Here is a 14066-nt window from a genome sequence, read left to right as displayed (position 1 = left end):
CGAGGGCGGCGTTGTCGGAGAAATGCGGGCGCTGCGGCGCTTGAGTGCACGGCGATGTTGAGCCGATAGCTAACCGCAAAACGGCCACGCGCCGCTCGCGACAAAGTCAATCCGGCCTCACATCGTGCAGTCTTTGCTGTACCAGTAGTTGACGCGTCGCTGCGCGTGGTGCAGTGCACCGGGATAGATGTCCGCGTCCGTCACCTCGTTGTATCCGGCCGTCAGCAGCACCGACACTTCGCTCGTCAAAAGCGCGTGTGTAGGTGCGGCACCCTGCCGGAGCGCGGCAAGATCCTGACACTCGTGAGGGGTGATATGACGGGGCATGACGCGTGTGCTCGACACGGTGTCGGCGGGCGGCGCGGCGCAAGCCGCCAGTAATGCAGGAAGCGCCAGCCACGCAAGAATGATCTTCATCATGGTCTCCACTTTCGAGAAAACCGGGAACATCACGATGAAGTTTAGAGCGGCGCAACTGTCCGAACGCTGGCGGCGCGCTGACAAATACGCCATCTGCGGCGAGCGGCGCAGATGAGCGCCCGCGGCAACGGAATCCCGTCAACGCGCCTGCGTGGAGGCGCGCAGCCGGTTCCCCGCGACCGCCGACGCGCCCGCGCGCGCCGCCGTATCGGCGGCAGTCTGGAGACGCTGCGCGGCCTCCTCGAGACACGAGACCATGAGCTGCGCGCTCGGCGTGAGGCCGCGATTGCGATTCCACAGCACACCGGCCGGGCGCAGCAGCCGCGGCAGGCTTAACGGAAGCGTATGCAGCGGTTGTGCCGTGTCGCCGCCGGGCGTGCCCGCCATCACGGCGATGAAATCCGAAATTTGCAGATGCGCGCGCGCGACGTGAATCGAGAGCGTTTCGATGTAGTTGCTGGTCAGCGGCACGTCATGCGCTTCGAGCGCCCGCTCCAGCGGATCACGCAATATCGAGCCGGGCGGCGGCAGTATCCACGGATAAGGACGCAGATCCGACCATGCCAGCGTCTTCCTGCGCGCCAACGGATGATGACGGCCCGTCATCAGCGTGACCGGCTCTTCGAGCAACTCTCTTTCCTCGAAGCTGCCGAGCGTGTCCGGCGCGGGCAGACGCCCCACGACCAGATCGAGATGACCTTGCCAGAGTTCGGGCAGCAGCGACGCCGTCGTCCCTTCCGTCACCATCACGTTGGTGCCCGGCGAGCGCTGCTTCAACAGGCTCAGCGCCTGCGGCAGCAGCACGGAAGCCGAAGCGGGCAGCATGCCGATGTGAACCTTGCCCTCGGTCCCCGAGCTGAGCGCCTTCAACTCGTCGCGCGCCTGATGGAGGATCGTCAGCATCTCGCGTGCATGGCGAATCAGACAATCGCCGTAGGGCGTGGGCACGAGACCCTGCGCCGTGCGTGAGAACAGCATGAGGCCGAGACCCTTCTCAAGCTCGGCTAACGACTTCGAGACGGCAGGCACGGTCACATGCGTGACGTCGGCCACCTGAGTCAGATTGCGGTATGTATCGATCGTGACGAGCAGGCGCAGGTGCCGCGCCTTCAGGTTGATCTGCAGGTACCAGTCGAGCGCTGACACGTCGTGTATCTCCGCGGGTTCGCCATCTCTTCAAGGAACAGGTGCGCGTCAATCCTTCGGCTGCAGCGCGTGCAAAGTCATGCCGAGAGAAATCGACGTGAAATAGCCGATCGTGACGAGCAGCTCGGCAATCGCCGCCCGCCCGAGCCCGGCCTCGTAACGGGCAAAGCGCGCGTCGTCGATGGCGCCGCCCGCGAGGATGTCGCAGACCGCGTCGCAGACGAGGCCAAGCCGGCCGTCGCCTGCCTCGGGCCGGCGTTGCTCCACGATCGCCTCGACCACCGCCTCGGGAATGCCCGCCTTCAACGCATGCCGTCGATGATTGGCGATCACGTACGGCGCCTTCCAGAAGACCGCCGTCGAAAGAATGGCGACTTCGCTCTCCGCTTCGCTGAGCACGGGCGAGCGATCGACATGGGTGCCGATGATCTCCATGCCTTCGGCCAGTGCCGGATTGTGCAGCCAGATATTGAACGGCGTGGGAATGCGCCCGCGCCCTTCGCCCAGCCGCGCAATGACGTTGCGCTGGGCGCCGGTGGCGTTGTCGGGGTCGATACGTTGAAGTCGGTTGTCGGTCATTCCAGTGTTCTTCCAGTGTTCTTCCTGTGTTCTTCCAGTGACGAGGTGTTCAAGCAGCGACGCTCACAATGGCTCGTAGGGTTTTCCACGGACCATCAGCGCGCCGCAGATACGGCAAATCCATCGGCATTCGTTTGCGGGCGTGCGCCAAAGAAGCCGGTAGTGGCATTGGTGCGCGCCGCCCGCGCCGCCCGCGCCGCCATTAGCAGTCGCCATGATCGCTGGCCTACAAGAGGCTGCTCGGCCAGGGAATATGGATGATCTGATCGAAAACGCCATAGATGAGCGCCGTCACGCAAGCCGCGAGGATCAGGCTGAGCCGCCAGGGCTCGCGTCCTTCTATGCGCATGAACGCGACGATGACGATCGGCACCGTCGGGATCATGCCGATCACCGACATGCACACCAGAAATCCGACGAACCATCCGAAGAACCTCGCGGCGCGCATCAGCGTCACTTTGTTCGGCAGCTTTTCTGCGTGATCGCTCGACACGTCCATGTGGATGCCGACCTCGGCGTGTGCCGCGCCCGCGTGTGCCGGAATGACGAGTACCTTGTAGAGAAGACTGCAGGTTCCGGCGATCACCAGAATGCTCGCGATAACAGTCGGCCCAATGCGCGCCATCAGCAGCCAGCTTTGCGCCGTCACCAGCATGTAGATTCCAATGCCGATGAAAAAGACATAGACCAGATCTTCGAGCTTGACGACGATCTTGCCGCTCGGCCTCAGCCGCGCGAGGCCGCCCGCGCGTAGCGCGCTGAACAATGGCTTGAAAAAGACCAGCGCCGCGAGCGTGAGCAGAACCATCACGACGGGGCGCGTCACCCAGTCCGTGCCGTAGCGCACGAACGAGATCGACATGTAGCGCTCCATCAGCACGCCGAGCACGAGACCGAGGATCAGCGGCGGACGCGCCCATTTCAGACGCTTCATGGTCCAGCCGATCACGCCGGCGATCAGCAGCACGAACAGATCGCCCCAGCTACGCGAGCCCTGAAACGCGCCTACGTAGATGATGGGCATGATGACCGGCAGGATGAGCGTGTAGCGCAGCGTCGAAATCTTCGCGAATTGACCGCTCAGCAGAAAACACAGGCCCGCGCCGAAAATGTTGGCGAGCGCGATGGACCAGACCATCGAATAAGTGAAGTCGAGATGCTTGGTCAGCATGTCGGGGCCGGGGATGAAGCCGTGCACCATCATCGCCCCGAGCAGAATGGCCTGCGCGGCGCCGCCCGGCACGCCGAACGAGAGCATCGGCACGAGGCTGCCGCCTTCCCGCGCATTATTGGCCGCTTCCGGCGCGATCACGCCGCGCACGTCGCCCTTGGTGAACGATTGCTTCGCGCCCTTCGAGGTCTGAAGCGCGTGACCGTAGGCAATCCAGTCCGTCACCGCGCCGGTGATGCCCGGCACCGCACCGAGTACCGCGCCGAGCCCGCCGCAGCGAAGAATCAGAAACCAGTTGCGAAAACTGTCGACGACGCCCTGCTTCATCCCCTCACGCGAACTGAACTGCACGTTCTCGGCGATTGCCGTACGTCGAATGGCCAGCTCGCACAACTCGGGCAATGCAAAGATGCCGAGGATGATCGGCACCAGCGGAATACCGTCCTGCAAATAAAGGATGTCCCCGGTCCAGCGCATTTGTCCGGTTGCGACGTTGGTGCCGATCATGCCGACCAGAATGCCGAAACACGCCGCGACCACGCCTCGCAGCGGGGCATTTCCCGATAACGCCGACACCATCGAGACGCCGAATATCGTGAGCCCCAGCATTTCGGGCGTGCCGATCGAGAGCACGAAAGGCCGCACCAACGGCAGCGAAAACGCCAGGATGATCGCGCCGATCAGGCCGCCGAACAGCGAGGACATGTAGCACGCGCTCAATGCGCGCGAGGCCTCGCCACGCTTTGTCATGGGCAGACCGTCGAGCACGGTCGCCTGCGAAGCCGCATGGCCCGGCACGCCGAACAGCACGGCCGGAATCACGTCAGAAGTCGTAATGACGGAAGCCATGCCGAGCAGCATTGCGAAGGCCGCGTAAGGGTCCATCGTGTAGGTGAACGGCACCAGTAACGCGAAGCCCGTCAAGCCTCCGATGCCCGGCAGCAGCCCGATCGACAGTCCGACCACCACGCCGAAAACAAGGAAGATCAGACGGTTGAATTGCAGGAGTGTCGACAGCGCATGGCCTGCTGCCAATAGCGTTGCGTCGTTGAAAAATTCCATGCGTCATCCTGATGAAAGGGCTAGCCCGGTCGGCTCGCGTGATGAGTTCAGTCGGCAAGCGACGGATAAAGAACCTTCGCCGTACGGCCCCAGACCCATGCGCGCTCGTCGTCGCCGAGACCGGCGAAACATGCGCGTCCCTGATCGATCAGCTTCTTCAGCGGTCCCGCGGAAGCCGGATAGTTCGAGCCGAAGGCCAGATGATCCGCGCCGAACACCTTGGCGAGGTGCGGGAAAAACGCCTCTGCGCCGCCGGGCGCCGCCTGCGCGAGATCAAAGGTGCGCGGCGTGATCTTCAGATACACGTTGTCGTATTTCGCCAGCTCGAAGAGCGCCGCGCAGCGGGCATACGGCGGGCCGTCTTCGAGATCGGGCCGCGCGCAATGATCGAGGGCGATCTTCACCGTGGGAAAGCGCTCCGCCAGTTCGGACACCATCGACAAACCGTCGGGCGTCGTCTGCACCGCCATGGTCATGCCGATTTCGGCGCAACGCTCCCAGATCGGGAAGGTCGCCGGATTGACGAGCCAGCTTGCATCGCCTTGATGGGTCGCGCCGCCTGTGAACAGCCGGATTCCGCCCATGCCGTTGGCGAGCCAGTGATCGAAGGTCTGCAACGCATCGGGCGCGAGCAGATCGAACGAATACACGCCCGTGAAGCGCTTTGGATACCGCGCCACGCTGTCAGCCACGTACGCGTTGTTGTGACCGTAGGTCGTCGACGAATGCACGATCGCGGCTTTCGCGACGCCCGCCTCGTCCATCTCCGAGATCATCTGCTCGAACGTGACGGGGCGCGTGGCGGACCACTTCGAGCGATGGCCGTGTTGCGGCGCGATCGGATAGCGCCCGCTGTCCGCGGAGATGATATGCGGGTGGATGTCGATGATTTCGGGTGTCATGTCATTAAACCTCTGGGTGATTTCGCGCTCAATGGGAACTGAAGATGAGCTTGCGTGCGCTTTCGAGCTGCGGCTCGGGTGTCGCGTAGAGCTTGCCGACAATCTGTTCCACCGCGTTGCCGTCGATCGGGTCGATCGGGTAGCCCGATGTTTTCATCGCCGCGATAAACGCGGGATCGGCGATCGTCTTTGCGAAGGCATCGCGCAGCGCATCGAGACGATCCTCGGGCACGCCGTTCGGTACGGCGATGGGCCGCCCCGCCTGGAACGGCAGCAGGAACAGGTTGAAGAGCGCCTTGACGTCGGGGTTGGTGATATAGGCGCTCAGATTCGGAATATCGGCGAAGGGCGCCGGGCTGTTCCAGCCGAGATGCAGCAGCACTTTCATCTTGCCGTTGGCGAGCATGCGCACCGGCTCGCCCTGCTGCAGGCCGTCGATGGTCGAGGCCCAACCGTCCACTTCGCCGCGCTGCATCGCCAGATAAACTTCGCCGCGACCGGTATAGCCGGGCACGATGCTCATCTTCGCGCCCAGATACTCGTCGAGCAGCGCGGGCAGCGTGCGGTCTTCGTTGGCGAAACCCGTCGCGCCGATGTACATCTTTTTCTTCGTGAGATCGTCTGCCGTGGTCACGCCGGAACGCGTCATCGAAACGAGGCAGTATTCGACCTTGTTGAGACTGCCGAGCCAACGCACCTTGCGCGGATCGAACCGGTTCTGTCTCGGATCGAGCAACGGGATATAGAGGTTGTTTCGCTGCAGGAAACCGATCACGGTTCCGTCATTGGGCTGCCTGGATTGCAGCGAGGCGGCCGCGACCATGCCCCCGGCTCCGACGACATTCATCACCACCGCGTGCGGCTTGCCGGGAAGGTAGTTCACGAAAAAGCGCGCGAACTGGCGCGCGATGATGTCCGTGGGCGTGCCCGCGTCGGCGCTCACGACAAGCGTCACGGTCTTGCCGTGGTAGAAATTTTCGACCGACTGACCATACGCGCGCCCGGTAATCGCCATCGCGGCAAGGCTGATCAGCGCCGCGCAAGCGCGAATTGCGGTCCTGTACTTCATGGTCGTCCCTGTCTCCGATAATGGTCCGTGATCCGCTGTCGTTGCAAAACGGGACGGTTGCCGTCCCGGTGCGAATCGCGTTGTCTCCGTTCATGTATTGAGTGAACGCAGTCAAATTCTGCCAGCGCGCCGACAGGGGTCAATTGAGAAAAACGGCGGGGGGATTGAGGAAACGGTTAAGGCGCGCGACGGGGAGCGGCGGCAGCGTCGGAGAAGTCGGCGTGAAGGTGGCGTGAAGGTGGCGTGAAGGTGGCGTGAAGGTGGCGTGAAGGCCGGAGCGAAGGTGGCGTGAAGGATCGGACACGCCCCGCGCGCTTCGGCGCGCGGCGCTCAGGCGCGTCAGGGCGCGGGCGTCCGGCGCGTCGCCTTGCCCTTCTCGGCGAGCCGTCCGGCAGCTTCCTGGAGGCACGCGACCATGAGTTGCGCGCTGGGCGTGAGGCCGCGATTGCGGTTCCACAGCACGCCGGCGGGGCGCAGCAGCCGGGGCAGGCTTAACGGAAGCGTATGAAGCGGCTGCGCGGGATCGTTGGCGGGCGTGTCGGCCATCACGGCGATGAAATCCGAGACTTGCAGATGAGCACGCACGACGTGAATCGACAGCGTTTCGATGTAGTTGTTGGCGAGCGGCACCTCGTGCGCCTCGAGCGCGCGCTCAAGCGGATCGCGCAGTATCGAGCCGGGCGGCGGCAGTATCCACGGATACGGAAGCAGGTCCGTCCATTTCAACGTTTTCCTGCGGGCCAACGGATGATGACGGCCCGTGACCAGCGTCACCGGATCTTCGAGAAGCTCTCTCTCCTCGAAGCTGCCGAGCGTATCCGGGGGAGGCAGGCGGCCCACGACCAGGTCGAGGCGGCCTTGCCAGAGTTCGGGCAGCAGCGAGGCCGTCGTGCCTTCGAGCACGCCGACATTGGTGCCCGGCGAGCGCTGCTTGAGCAGGCTCAGCGCCAGCGGCACCAGCACGGAGGCCGAGGCGGGCAACATGCCGATGTGGATCTTGCCCTCGGTGCCCGAACTGAGCGCCTTCAGTTCGTCGCGCGCCTGATGCAGGATCGCGAGCATCGCGCGCGAGTGGCGAATCAGGCATTCGCCGTAGGGCGTGGGCACGAGACCCTGCGCCGTGCGCGAAAAGAGCGTCAGTCCGAGCCCCCGTTCGAGTTCGGCGAGCGACTTCGAAACGGCCGGCACGGTCACATGCGTGACGTCCGCGACTTGCGTGAGGTTGCGGTATGTGTCGATAGCCACGACAAGATGCATGTGCCGCGCCTTCAAGTTGATCTGAAGGTACCAGTCCAGCTCCGACACGTCGCGCCCCCTTTTACCAACTCGTTAAGCCCGAGGCCATTTTACTCAATTGCCCGGCCGCGCAGTTCGCAGGCACGATCGCGATGCGCCTCCCGGCGCATCCTGGCCGCATCGATTCATGACAACATGCCGGTAGAACCGGCGTACGGAGACAGCCGATGACCCCGACGTTCACCCGACGCCGCTTCTTGCGCGGCGCCGGCCTTCTCGGCCTGAGTGTCGCCGCGAGCGGACTCGCGGCGCCCTATCTCGCGCGCGGCGCGGCCACCCAGATCCGGATCGTCAGCAACCCTGGGCTCGAGAACGCCACCCTGAACGCGCTGATGGACGAGATGGGCTATTTCAGGCAATTCGGCGTCAATGCGTCGATTGTGCAGATTCCCGGCGCGACCGGTCCCTTCGACGCCATCTGCGCCGGCGCCGCGCACGTGTGCATGGTCTCGGGCTACAACGGCGTGCTGTCGCGGATCGCGCAAGGCGCGAGGGTCAAGATTGTCGGCGCGGGGATGAAGAAATGCGCGCTGACGGTCTTTGCGAGGCCCGATGAAATCAGGACGCTCGCCGATCTGAAGGGCAAGACCGTCGCGGTCGGCCCGCGTCTCGGCCTCCTGCATACGCTGATGCTTCAGCTCATGAAGGAAAAAGGGCTCGACGCCTCGCAGGTCGATTTCGTCGACATGGGCAGCAACGACCAGTGCCACGAGGCCGTGGTAAAGGGCGAAGCCGACGCCTGCTGTGCCAGCATCTCGCATCTGAACGACGCGGACGGACTCGTCGTGATCCGCGACGCCAACCTGTGGCAAGCGCTGCCCCAATGCACTTTCCAGACCGCCTATGCCTCCGATGCCGCGCTCGTGGACAGGCATGAGGGACTGGTCGCGCTCATGGCCGCGTACGGCGCGCTCTACGACTATCTGATGTCGCCGGCATCGCGCGAGGCCTTTTTTGAAGCACGCAGGCATGCGCAGAGGAAGTTCGACAAGGCATCCGCGCAGGCCATCTGGGATTTCAACGAGACCGAGCGGCCCTACTCGAAAGACCTGTCGCTGACGAGCGGCGAGATCGGCTATCTGCAGGACATGTTCATCGGCGTGGGCAGTCTGAAGCGGAAGCAATCCTTCGCGGAAGTTGCCGACATGTCGGCGGCGAAAGCCGCGGCGAAGCTGGTTGGCTGAATCGGAGAACGCCGCGAGTTTCGGGCGTTGCCAGAACAAGACGCCCCAAAGGCCGGATCGACCTTTGGGGCGTATTCATTCAGGCATCACGACGTCAGAAGGTATGCCGGATGCCCGCAATGATGGAAATCTGCGAGCCGCCAGCCGGGGGCGTGGGAACTGGCGTGATCGTGGTCGCCGAAAGCGCGAGATTGCCGTAGTTGTGGATGTGCTCGCCCGTCAGATAAAGAAACGTGCGCTTGGAGAGCAGGTATTCGCCGCGCAATACGAGCACCAGCGCCTTGTTGTGCGAATGGTCGTACTTGAGTTGCGCCACCATGCCGTCGATATAAATGAACGGCGTCACGGGCACGACGCCCGTCACCCAGAACAGGTTGCTCTTCGGCGTCGAAATGCCTTCGTCGTCGCGTCTGATCCAGCCCACGCCGAACTTGGCCTGGCTGATCTTGAAGTAGCCGCCCAGCGTGAAGCGGCTGTCCGTGAGCTTCGGCGAGGTGAGACCACCCCATGTCGCCGAGGTGCCGCCGTAATTGCGCTCATAGGAAGTGGCGAGGCCCCACGTGTGCCTGTCGTATTTGAGCATCGCCGAATATTCCCGGCATTGGTTCGACGGCGTTGTCTCGCCCGGACAATTCGACGCGGCAGCACTATTACCGGCGACGGCATCGCGGCCGAAGCTGTAGTTCACGCCTGCTTCGAAAGAGCCAAGGAAATAGCGGTAGCTGACGGAGTTATCCGCTCGCGCGTTGGCGATCCCGTTGTCGAGTGTGGTGAGACCCTGGGCGCCCGTTCCAAACGGATTGATGAACGAAGTGGCAAAAAAACGCATCGTGTATTGACGCCCGAAGGTCAGCCGCCCGAATTTTCCGTCGAGACCCACATACGATTGGCGCCCGAACAGACGCCCGCCTTGCCTGGATGTTCCATTGCCCGGCATAAAACCGCCTTGCAGATCGAAGATGGCCCTCGTGCCTCCACCGAGATTCTCGCTGCCGCGAATCCCGAAGTAGGAAGTGGCGGTTCCGTCGCCCATGCGATAAGCGTTGGTGGCGGCGTTTTTGCCCTTCGCCACGTTGTTGACGTACTCCACGCCCTGATCGATCAAACCATATATGGTGACCATGCTGGGCCCTGCTGATTGACTCCCGGCCGCGCTCTCGTCTCCCGCCTGCGCCAATGCCGGCGCCAGGCACATCAACGCCGCGCAAGCGAATGTTGCGGTCCTGTATTCCATGATCGTCGCCGTCTCCTTGAGGTGATCCACTATAGATGTGCCGCGATAGCCAGCTGGGAACAGCCGCCGATCCGGTGTGGACCGTGTTTTTTCGTTTGTTTGTAACGCACTGAAATTTTGCCTGTACGCCGTGGCAGGTCTATTGAGAAAAAAAGCGTCGCGTTTGAGCAAATGGTTAAGCCGGGAGGTCCAGGGTCGCTGGCCAGCGGATGAGGGGCGCGGAAAATGGACAGAATCGCGCCCCGGTCTTTCGAGGATCAATCCGCCCGAGGCAGGGTTTTCTCGCCCCAGCGAAGAGCCTATTGGCCGCATCAAACCGGGTATTGTGGGAGCCGGCAAGTCACCGAAACACGAAACACGAACCACGGCTTTTCGGGCGACGTCAGCAGGCTTTTAAATCTACGGCTCTCCTCGCTGGAGAAAGGTGACTTTTCGTGCGTGCCCAGCATCAGGCCTTCTTTTACTCGCTCTTCTTCGCTCGCCTCGCGGATCAGATCCTGCTTTTCCTCGTGCCGCTGGTTATCTTCCAGATCACGGGCCGCGTATCGTGGTCGGGCATTGCGTTCTCGCTCGAAACGTTCCCGCGCTATCTGTGCTTTCCGATACTCGGCGCATTGTGCGACCGCTATTCGCCGACGCATCTGATGCGCATCAGCCAGACGCTGCGCGCGGCGGTCTGTGTCGCGGGCGTCGCGGCCTACGACATGATGGGGGGAATTGGCTGGCTTATCGCGCTCTCCGCCTTGTGCGGCATGCTCACGAGTCAGGGCATCGTCGCGCGCGAGGTGATGCTGCCGCAGATATTTCGCAGCCATCGCTTCGAGAAGGTGCTGTCCTACTCGCAACTCGCCGATCAACTCGGCCTCGTGCTCGGCCCGCTGCTCGCAGCGCTCCTTCTGACGTGGTGGCGGTGGGAATGGGTCGTCGCATCCGCTGCCGTTCTCTTCTTCGCCGCGGACCTAGCCCTTGCTTACTGGCAAAAAGGCAGCGCATTCGAATTCACCTTGCCTGAAGGCGCACACGGCGCCTGGTTCCGGCCGATCGGCACAGCGCTTTCTCACGTTGCGCATCTGCGTGGCCTGAAGTCCGTCGTCATGCTGGCGGCCGCCGAAAACCTCGTGATCGGCGTCACGCTCGCGACATCCGCGGCCATGGTCACCGGCTATCACCACGCGAGCAGCCGATATTACGCGGGGCTGCAAACGGCGGGCGCGTGTGTCACGATCGCGATCCTTCTGTTGACGGCGAAGGCGGCTTTCTCCCGGCGCACGCTCGGGTTGGTGGCGTTCAGCTCGATCTGCGCCGGCGGGTTGATCGCCGCCGCCAGCCCCGGAATCGCGGGGTACGTCGCGGGTTTTCTGCTAATCGTCGGTTTCGACAAGATGTTCAACGTGTACATTCGAAGCACGCGGCAGAAGATCATCCCGGCTCGCGACTACGGTAAAACCACTGGCGTCGTCATTCTGCTCAACAACATCACGCAGCCGATAGCCGGTCTCGCGGTCGGCATGTTCTCGACGCGTCTCGGCCCAGGCGCCGTCATTCTGGTTCTGTCGGTTTGCATGGGCTGCGTCGGCCTGCTGGTATCTATCGCGGCCCTGCGCAGCAATGGACACCGTTTTCCGGCTGCATCGGCATTGCCATCGCCTCGCGAAGACCCGCACGCGGACGAACCGCGCGCCGGTTAGCCGAGACTGGCTGCCGCAGCCGACCGTGAGCACGGAGCTGAAGATGATCCGCTGGTTTTCGATCGCAGTGCTCGACGCGGGGCTCGTGCTCCAGGCGCGCGCGTGTCGCGTCACGTATATGCATTGAAGGGCGCGCATTGAAGGGCGCGCATTGAAGGGCCGAAGACGGTCAGGGCGCGATTTCCTCGAGACTTCGTTCGCGCGTCTCGGTCATCTTCAAGGCGGCGACCGCGCCGATCACGGCCACCACGGCGAACATCACGAAGACCGAGCCGATGCCGTTCTTGTGCAGCAGCAATCCGGCAAGCGAAGGACCGACCGCCGAGGCCAGCCGCAGCCACGACGTCGCGAGCCCCGTGCTGGTGGCGCGCATCCGTGTCGGATACACCTCCGGCGTGTACAGATAAAGCACCGCCGCAATCGAGCCGACCAGTCCGTAACTCAGCGTGCCGAGCACCATCAGGCTCCACACGTCGTGCGCGGCAAAAAGCCCGAGGCACGCGAACAGGACGGCCGCGAGACAGAAAGCCGACACCGTCCAGTTGCGACGGCCCACACGATCGATCACATACGCGCAGACGAGTAGCAGCGCGACCTGCGCGACGTTCGTCATCGACGCCGCGCGCAGCGCCGTTTGCAGCGGCAGGTGATACACGGAGCGATACAGCGTCGGCAGCCAGTTGTTCAGACTGTTGGCGATGAAAAACGCGCTCGCCCACAGCACCCACACAATCAGCGTGCGGCCGCGATAAAACGGCGACAGCAGTTCGCGCCAGCCCGCGCGCGCATTCATCACGGCCTTGTTGGCCGGCTCGCGACGGCTCGGCTCGATGCGGCGATCGGTGCTCGCTTCCATGTCGCGGACCACGGCGTCGGCTTGCGCGAAGCGCCCTTTCGAAATCAGCCAGCGCGGCGACTCCGGCAAACGCGCGATCACAAGCGCGATCAGGAGACCCGGCACCGCGCCGATCCAGAACATGATCTTCCAGCCGATGACCGGCACGAGCCATGCGCCCATCTGCCCCGTCGCCATCAAACCCACCGGGAAAATCAGTTCGTACAACAGAAAATATTTTCCGCGTCCGTGTGCGTTGGAAAGCTCGCTGATATAGGTCGCGGCGACCGGCATCTCGCCGCCCACGCCGATTCCCTGAATGAACCGGCATACGAGCAGCATCGCGAAACTGCCGCTCAGCGCGCAGCCCATGCTCATCACCGACATGATCGCGATGGCGATGCTCACGCTGCGAATGCGCCCGCGCCGCTCGGCGTACCAGCCGAAGATCAGCGCGCCGATAAATTGGCCCACGTAGCTCGCGCCGATCAGCACGCCGATTTCGAGCGGCTGGATATGCCACAGTCCGATCAGCACGGGAAGCACGAACGCGATCGAGAGCGCGTCGAACGCATCGAAAAACGTCGCGCTGCCGACGATCACGCGCGCCTTCGTATGCCACCGCGAAAACGGCACACTTTCGATCCGGCGAATCAGCGCCGCGCCTTCGGTATCCGCTATGGCATCGACGGCCGCCGCATGCGCTTCTTCACGTCTTACTGCGCCCTCCAGCGCATTGCCTTCCTGCATCGTCGTCTCCTGTTGCGGATGCGCCCGTGGCGCTCGCGCGATGTTGTTGTGGGGGCGCCTCAGGCGCGGCTTCAGCGCCCCGTCGTTGTTATCAATGCAATGCGTACACGGCGATCAGCGCCAGCACGACTACCGCGCCCACGGCCCACGTCCAGTTCCGCGCGCCCGCGCCCGAGGCGGGGTGTGCGGCGCTCAACGTGGCCGTTCCGGCCTCGAAAGAAGCCGCTGCCGGCCCTGCCTCAGCGCCCTGCGGCATCGCCTGCGCCTCGCTGGCCGCGGCCTGCTGCGGCCCGACGACAGCCGCCGTGAAGCGGCCGAAAAATTCCTCCGCCATTCTTCGCGCGACACCATCGATCAGGCGCGCGCCCACTTGCGCGAGACGGCCGCCCACTTGCGCATGCGAGCGATACACGAGCCGCGTGCCGGCGCTGTCGGCGAGCAGATCGACATGCGCGCCGCCTTTGCCGAAGCCGGCCGCGCCGCCCGATCCTTCGAAGGTCATCGAATACGACTGCGGCGGCTGCAAATCGGTCAGCACCATCTTGCCCTTGAAGCGCGCCTTGATCGGGCCGACCGTCGCGGCCATCACCATCTGAAACTGGTTGTCCTCGATGCGTTCGAAGGACTCGCATCCCGGCACCGACGCCTTGAGGATGTCGGGATCGTTCAATGCAGCCCACACGCGTTCGCGCGGCAGCGGCAAAATCTGTTCGCCTGTCAGTTCCATCTG

At 63.5% G+C, this 14066-nt stretch carries 12 protein-coding genes; 2 read left to right on the top strand and 10 right to left on the bottom strand.

Annotated features, from left to right (window positions below; all coding sequences use genetic code 11):
* Nucleotides 1-117: 117 nt before the first annotated feature.
* The 7 genes from VOM14_RS03435 to VOM14_RS03405 all read right to left on the bottom strand — a co-directional run bounded on the left by VOM14_RS03435 (nucleotide 118) and on the right by VOM14_RS03405 (nucleotide 7606).
* Nucleotides 118-420, bottom strand: coding sequence for a DUF4148 domain-containing protein (locus VOM14_RS03435; protein ID WP_327627256.1), 303 nt, complete (start codon nucleotides 418-420; stop codon nucleotides 118-120).
* Between the two features lie 138 nt (nucleotides 421-558).
* Entirely contained in the window at nucleotides 559-1566 is a 1008-nt protein-coding gene (locus VOM14_RS03430) for a LysR substrate-binding domain-containing protein (protein ID WP_327627255.1), read from the bottom strand.
* A gap of 48 nt (nucleotides 1567-1614) precedes the next feature.
* Complete coding sequence (locus tag VOM14_RS03425) at nucleotides 1615-2145, bottom strand: carboxymuconolactone decarboxylase family protein (protein ID WP_327627254.1); 531 nt, start codon at nucleotides 2143-2145, stop codon at nucleotides 1615-1617.
* A gap of 226 nt (nucleotides 2146-2371) precedes the next feature.
* Nucleotides 2372-4378: a tripartite tricarboxylate transporter permease gene (locus VOM14_RS03420; protein WP_327627252.1), complete on the bottom strand. Its 2007-nt coding sequence runs from the start codon at nucleotides 4376-4378 to the stop codon at nucleotides 2372-2374.
* Nucleotides 4379-4425: 47 nt separating this feature from the next.
* On the bottom strand, nucleotides 4426-5280 hold the full coding sequence (locus VOM14_RS03415) for an amidohydrolase family protein (protein ID WP_327627251.1): 855 nt from the start codon (nucleotides 5278-5280) through the stop codon (nucleotides 4426-4428).
* A gap of 28 nt (nucleotides 5281-5308) precedes the next feature.
* On the bottom strand, nucleotides 5309-6349 hold the full coding sequence (locus tag VOM14_RS03410) for a Bug family tripartite tricarboxylate transporter substrate binding protein (RefSeq protein ID WP_327627250.1): 1041 nt from the start codon (nucleotides 6347-6349) through the stop codon (nucleotides 5309-5311).
* 339 nt (nucleotides 6350-6688) lie between these two features.
* Nucleotides 6689-7606 carry a LysR substrate-binding domain-containing protein gene (locus VOM14_RS03405; RefSeq protein ID WP_327627249.1) on the bottom strand — a complete coding sequence of 306 codons (918 nt, stop codon included), beginning with the start codon at nucleotides 7604-7606 and terminating at the stop codon, nucleotides 6689-6691.
* A gap of 206 nt (nucleotides 7607-7812) precedes the next feature.
* Here VOM14_RS03405 and VOM14_RS03400 point away from each other — a divergent pair, with 206 nt between their 5' ends.
* Nucleotides 7813-8829 carry an ABC transporter substrate-binding protein gene (locus VOM14_RS03400; RefSeq protein WP_327627248.1) on the top strand — a complete coding sequence of 339 codons (1017 nt, stop codon included), beginning with the start codon at nucleotides 7813-7815 and terminating at the stop codon, nucleotides 8827-8829.
* 94 nt (nucleotides 8830-8923) lie between these two features.
* Here VOM14_RS03400 and VOM14_RS03395 read toward each other — a convergent pair whose 3' ends face one another.
* The gene (locus VOM14_RS03395) at nucleotides 8924-10024 is read right to left on the bottom strand and encodes a porin (RefSeq protein ID WP_327627428.1); all 1101 of its coding nucleotides are present in this window, start codon (nucleotides 10022-10024) and stop codon (nucleotides 8924-8926) included.
* A gap of 473 nt (nucleotides 10025-10497) precedes the next feature.
* Between VOM14_RS03395 and VOM14_RS03390 the strand changes: the two genes are divergently transcribed.
* Nucleotides 10498-11751, top strand: a complete 1254-nt coding sequence (locus VOM14_RS03390) for an MFS transporter (RefSeq protein ID WP_327627247.1) — start codon at nucleotides 10498-10500, stop codon at nucleotides 11749-11751.
* A 169-nt stretch (nucleotides 11752-11920) separates the two neighbouring features.
* Here the strand turns inward: VOM14_RS03390 and VOM14_RS03385 are convergent, their stop codons facing one another.
* Nucleotides 11921-13336 carry an MFS transporter gene (locus tag VOM14_RS03385; protein ID WP_327627246.1) on the bottom strand — a complete coding sequence of 472 codons (1416 nt, stop codon included), beginning with the start codon at nucleotides 13334-13336 and terminating at the stop codon, nucleotides 11921-11923.
* Nucleotides 13337-13427: 91 nt separating this feature from the next.
* On the bottom strand, nucleotides 13428-14063 hold the full coding sequence (locus VOM14_RS03380) for a CoxG family protein (RefSeq protein ID WP_327627244.1): 636 nt from the start codon (nucleotides 14061-14063) through the stop codon (nucleotides 13428-13430).
* Nucleotides 14064-14066: the final 3 nt, after the last annotated feature.

Source organism: Paraburkholderia sp. MPAMCS5, from assembly GCF_036016995.1.
Lineage (GTDB): Bacteria > Pseudomonadota > Gammaproteobacteria > Burkholderiales > Burkholderiaceae > Paraburkholderia.
This window is presented reverse-complemented; position numbering and strand designations above follow the sequence as displayed.

Coding starts and splice junctions, on each gene's coding strand:
- VOM14_RS03400 (WP_327627248.1), top strand. CDS start 7,813: ATGACCCCGACGTTCACCCGACGCCGCTTCTTGCGCGGCGCCGGCCTT.
- VOM14_RS03410 (WP_327627250.1), bottom strand. CDS start 6,349: ATGAAGTACAGGACCGCAATTCGCGCTTGCGCGGCGCTGATCAGCCTT.
- VOM14_RS03385 (WP_327627246.1), bottom strand. CDS start 13,336: ATGCAGGAAGGCAATGCGCTGGAGGGCGCAGTAAGACGTGAAGAAGCG.
- VOM14_RS03380 (WP_327627244.1), bottom strand. CDS start 14,063: ATGGAACTGACAGGCGAACAGATTTTGCCGCTGCCGCGCGAACGCGTG.
- VOM14_RS03420 (WP_327627252.1), bottom strand. CDS start 4,378: ATGGAATTTTTCAACGACGCAACGCTATTGGCAGCAGGCCATGCGCTG.
- VOM14_RS03425 (WP_327627254.1), bottom strand. CDS start 2,145: ATGACCGACAACCGACTTCAACGTATCGACCCCGACAACGCCACCGGC.
- VOM14_RS03405 (WP_327627249.1), bottom strand. CDS start 7,606: ATGCATCTTGTCGTGGCTATCGACACATACCGCAACCTCACGCAAGTC.
- VOM14_RS03435 (WP_327627256.1), bottom strand. CDS start 420: ATGATGAAGATCATTCTTGCGTGGCTGGCGCTTCCTGCATTACTGGCG.
- VOM14_RS03415 (WP_327627251.1), bottom strand. CDS start 5,280: ATGACACCCGAAATCATCGACATCCACCCGCATATCATCTCCGCGGAC.
- VOM14_RS03395 (WP_327627428.1), bottom strand. CDS start 10,024: ATGTGCCTGGCGCCGGCATTGGCGCAGGCGGGAGACGAGAGCGCGGCC.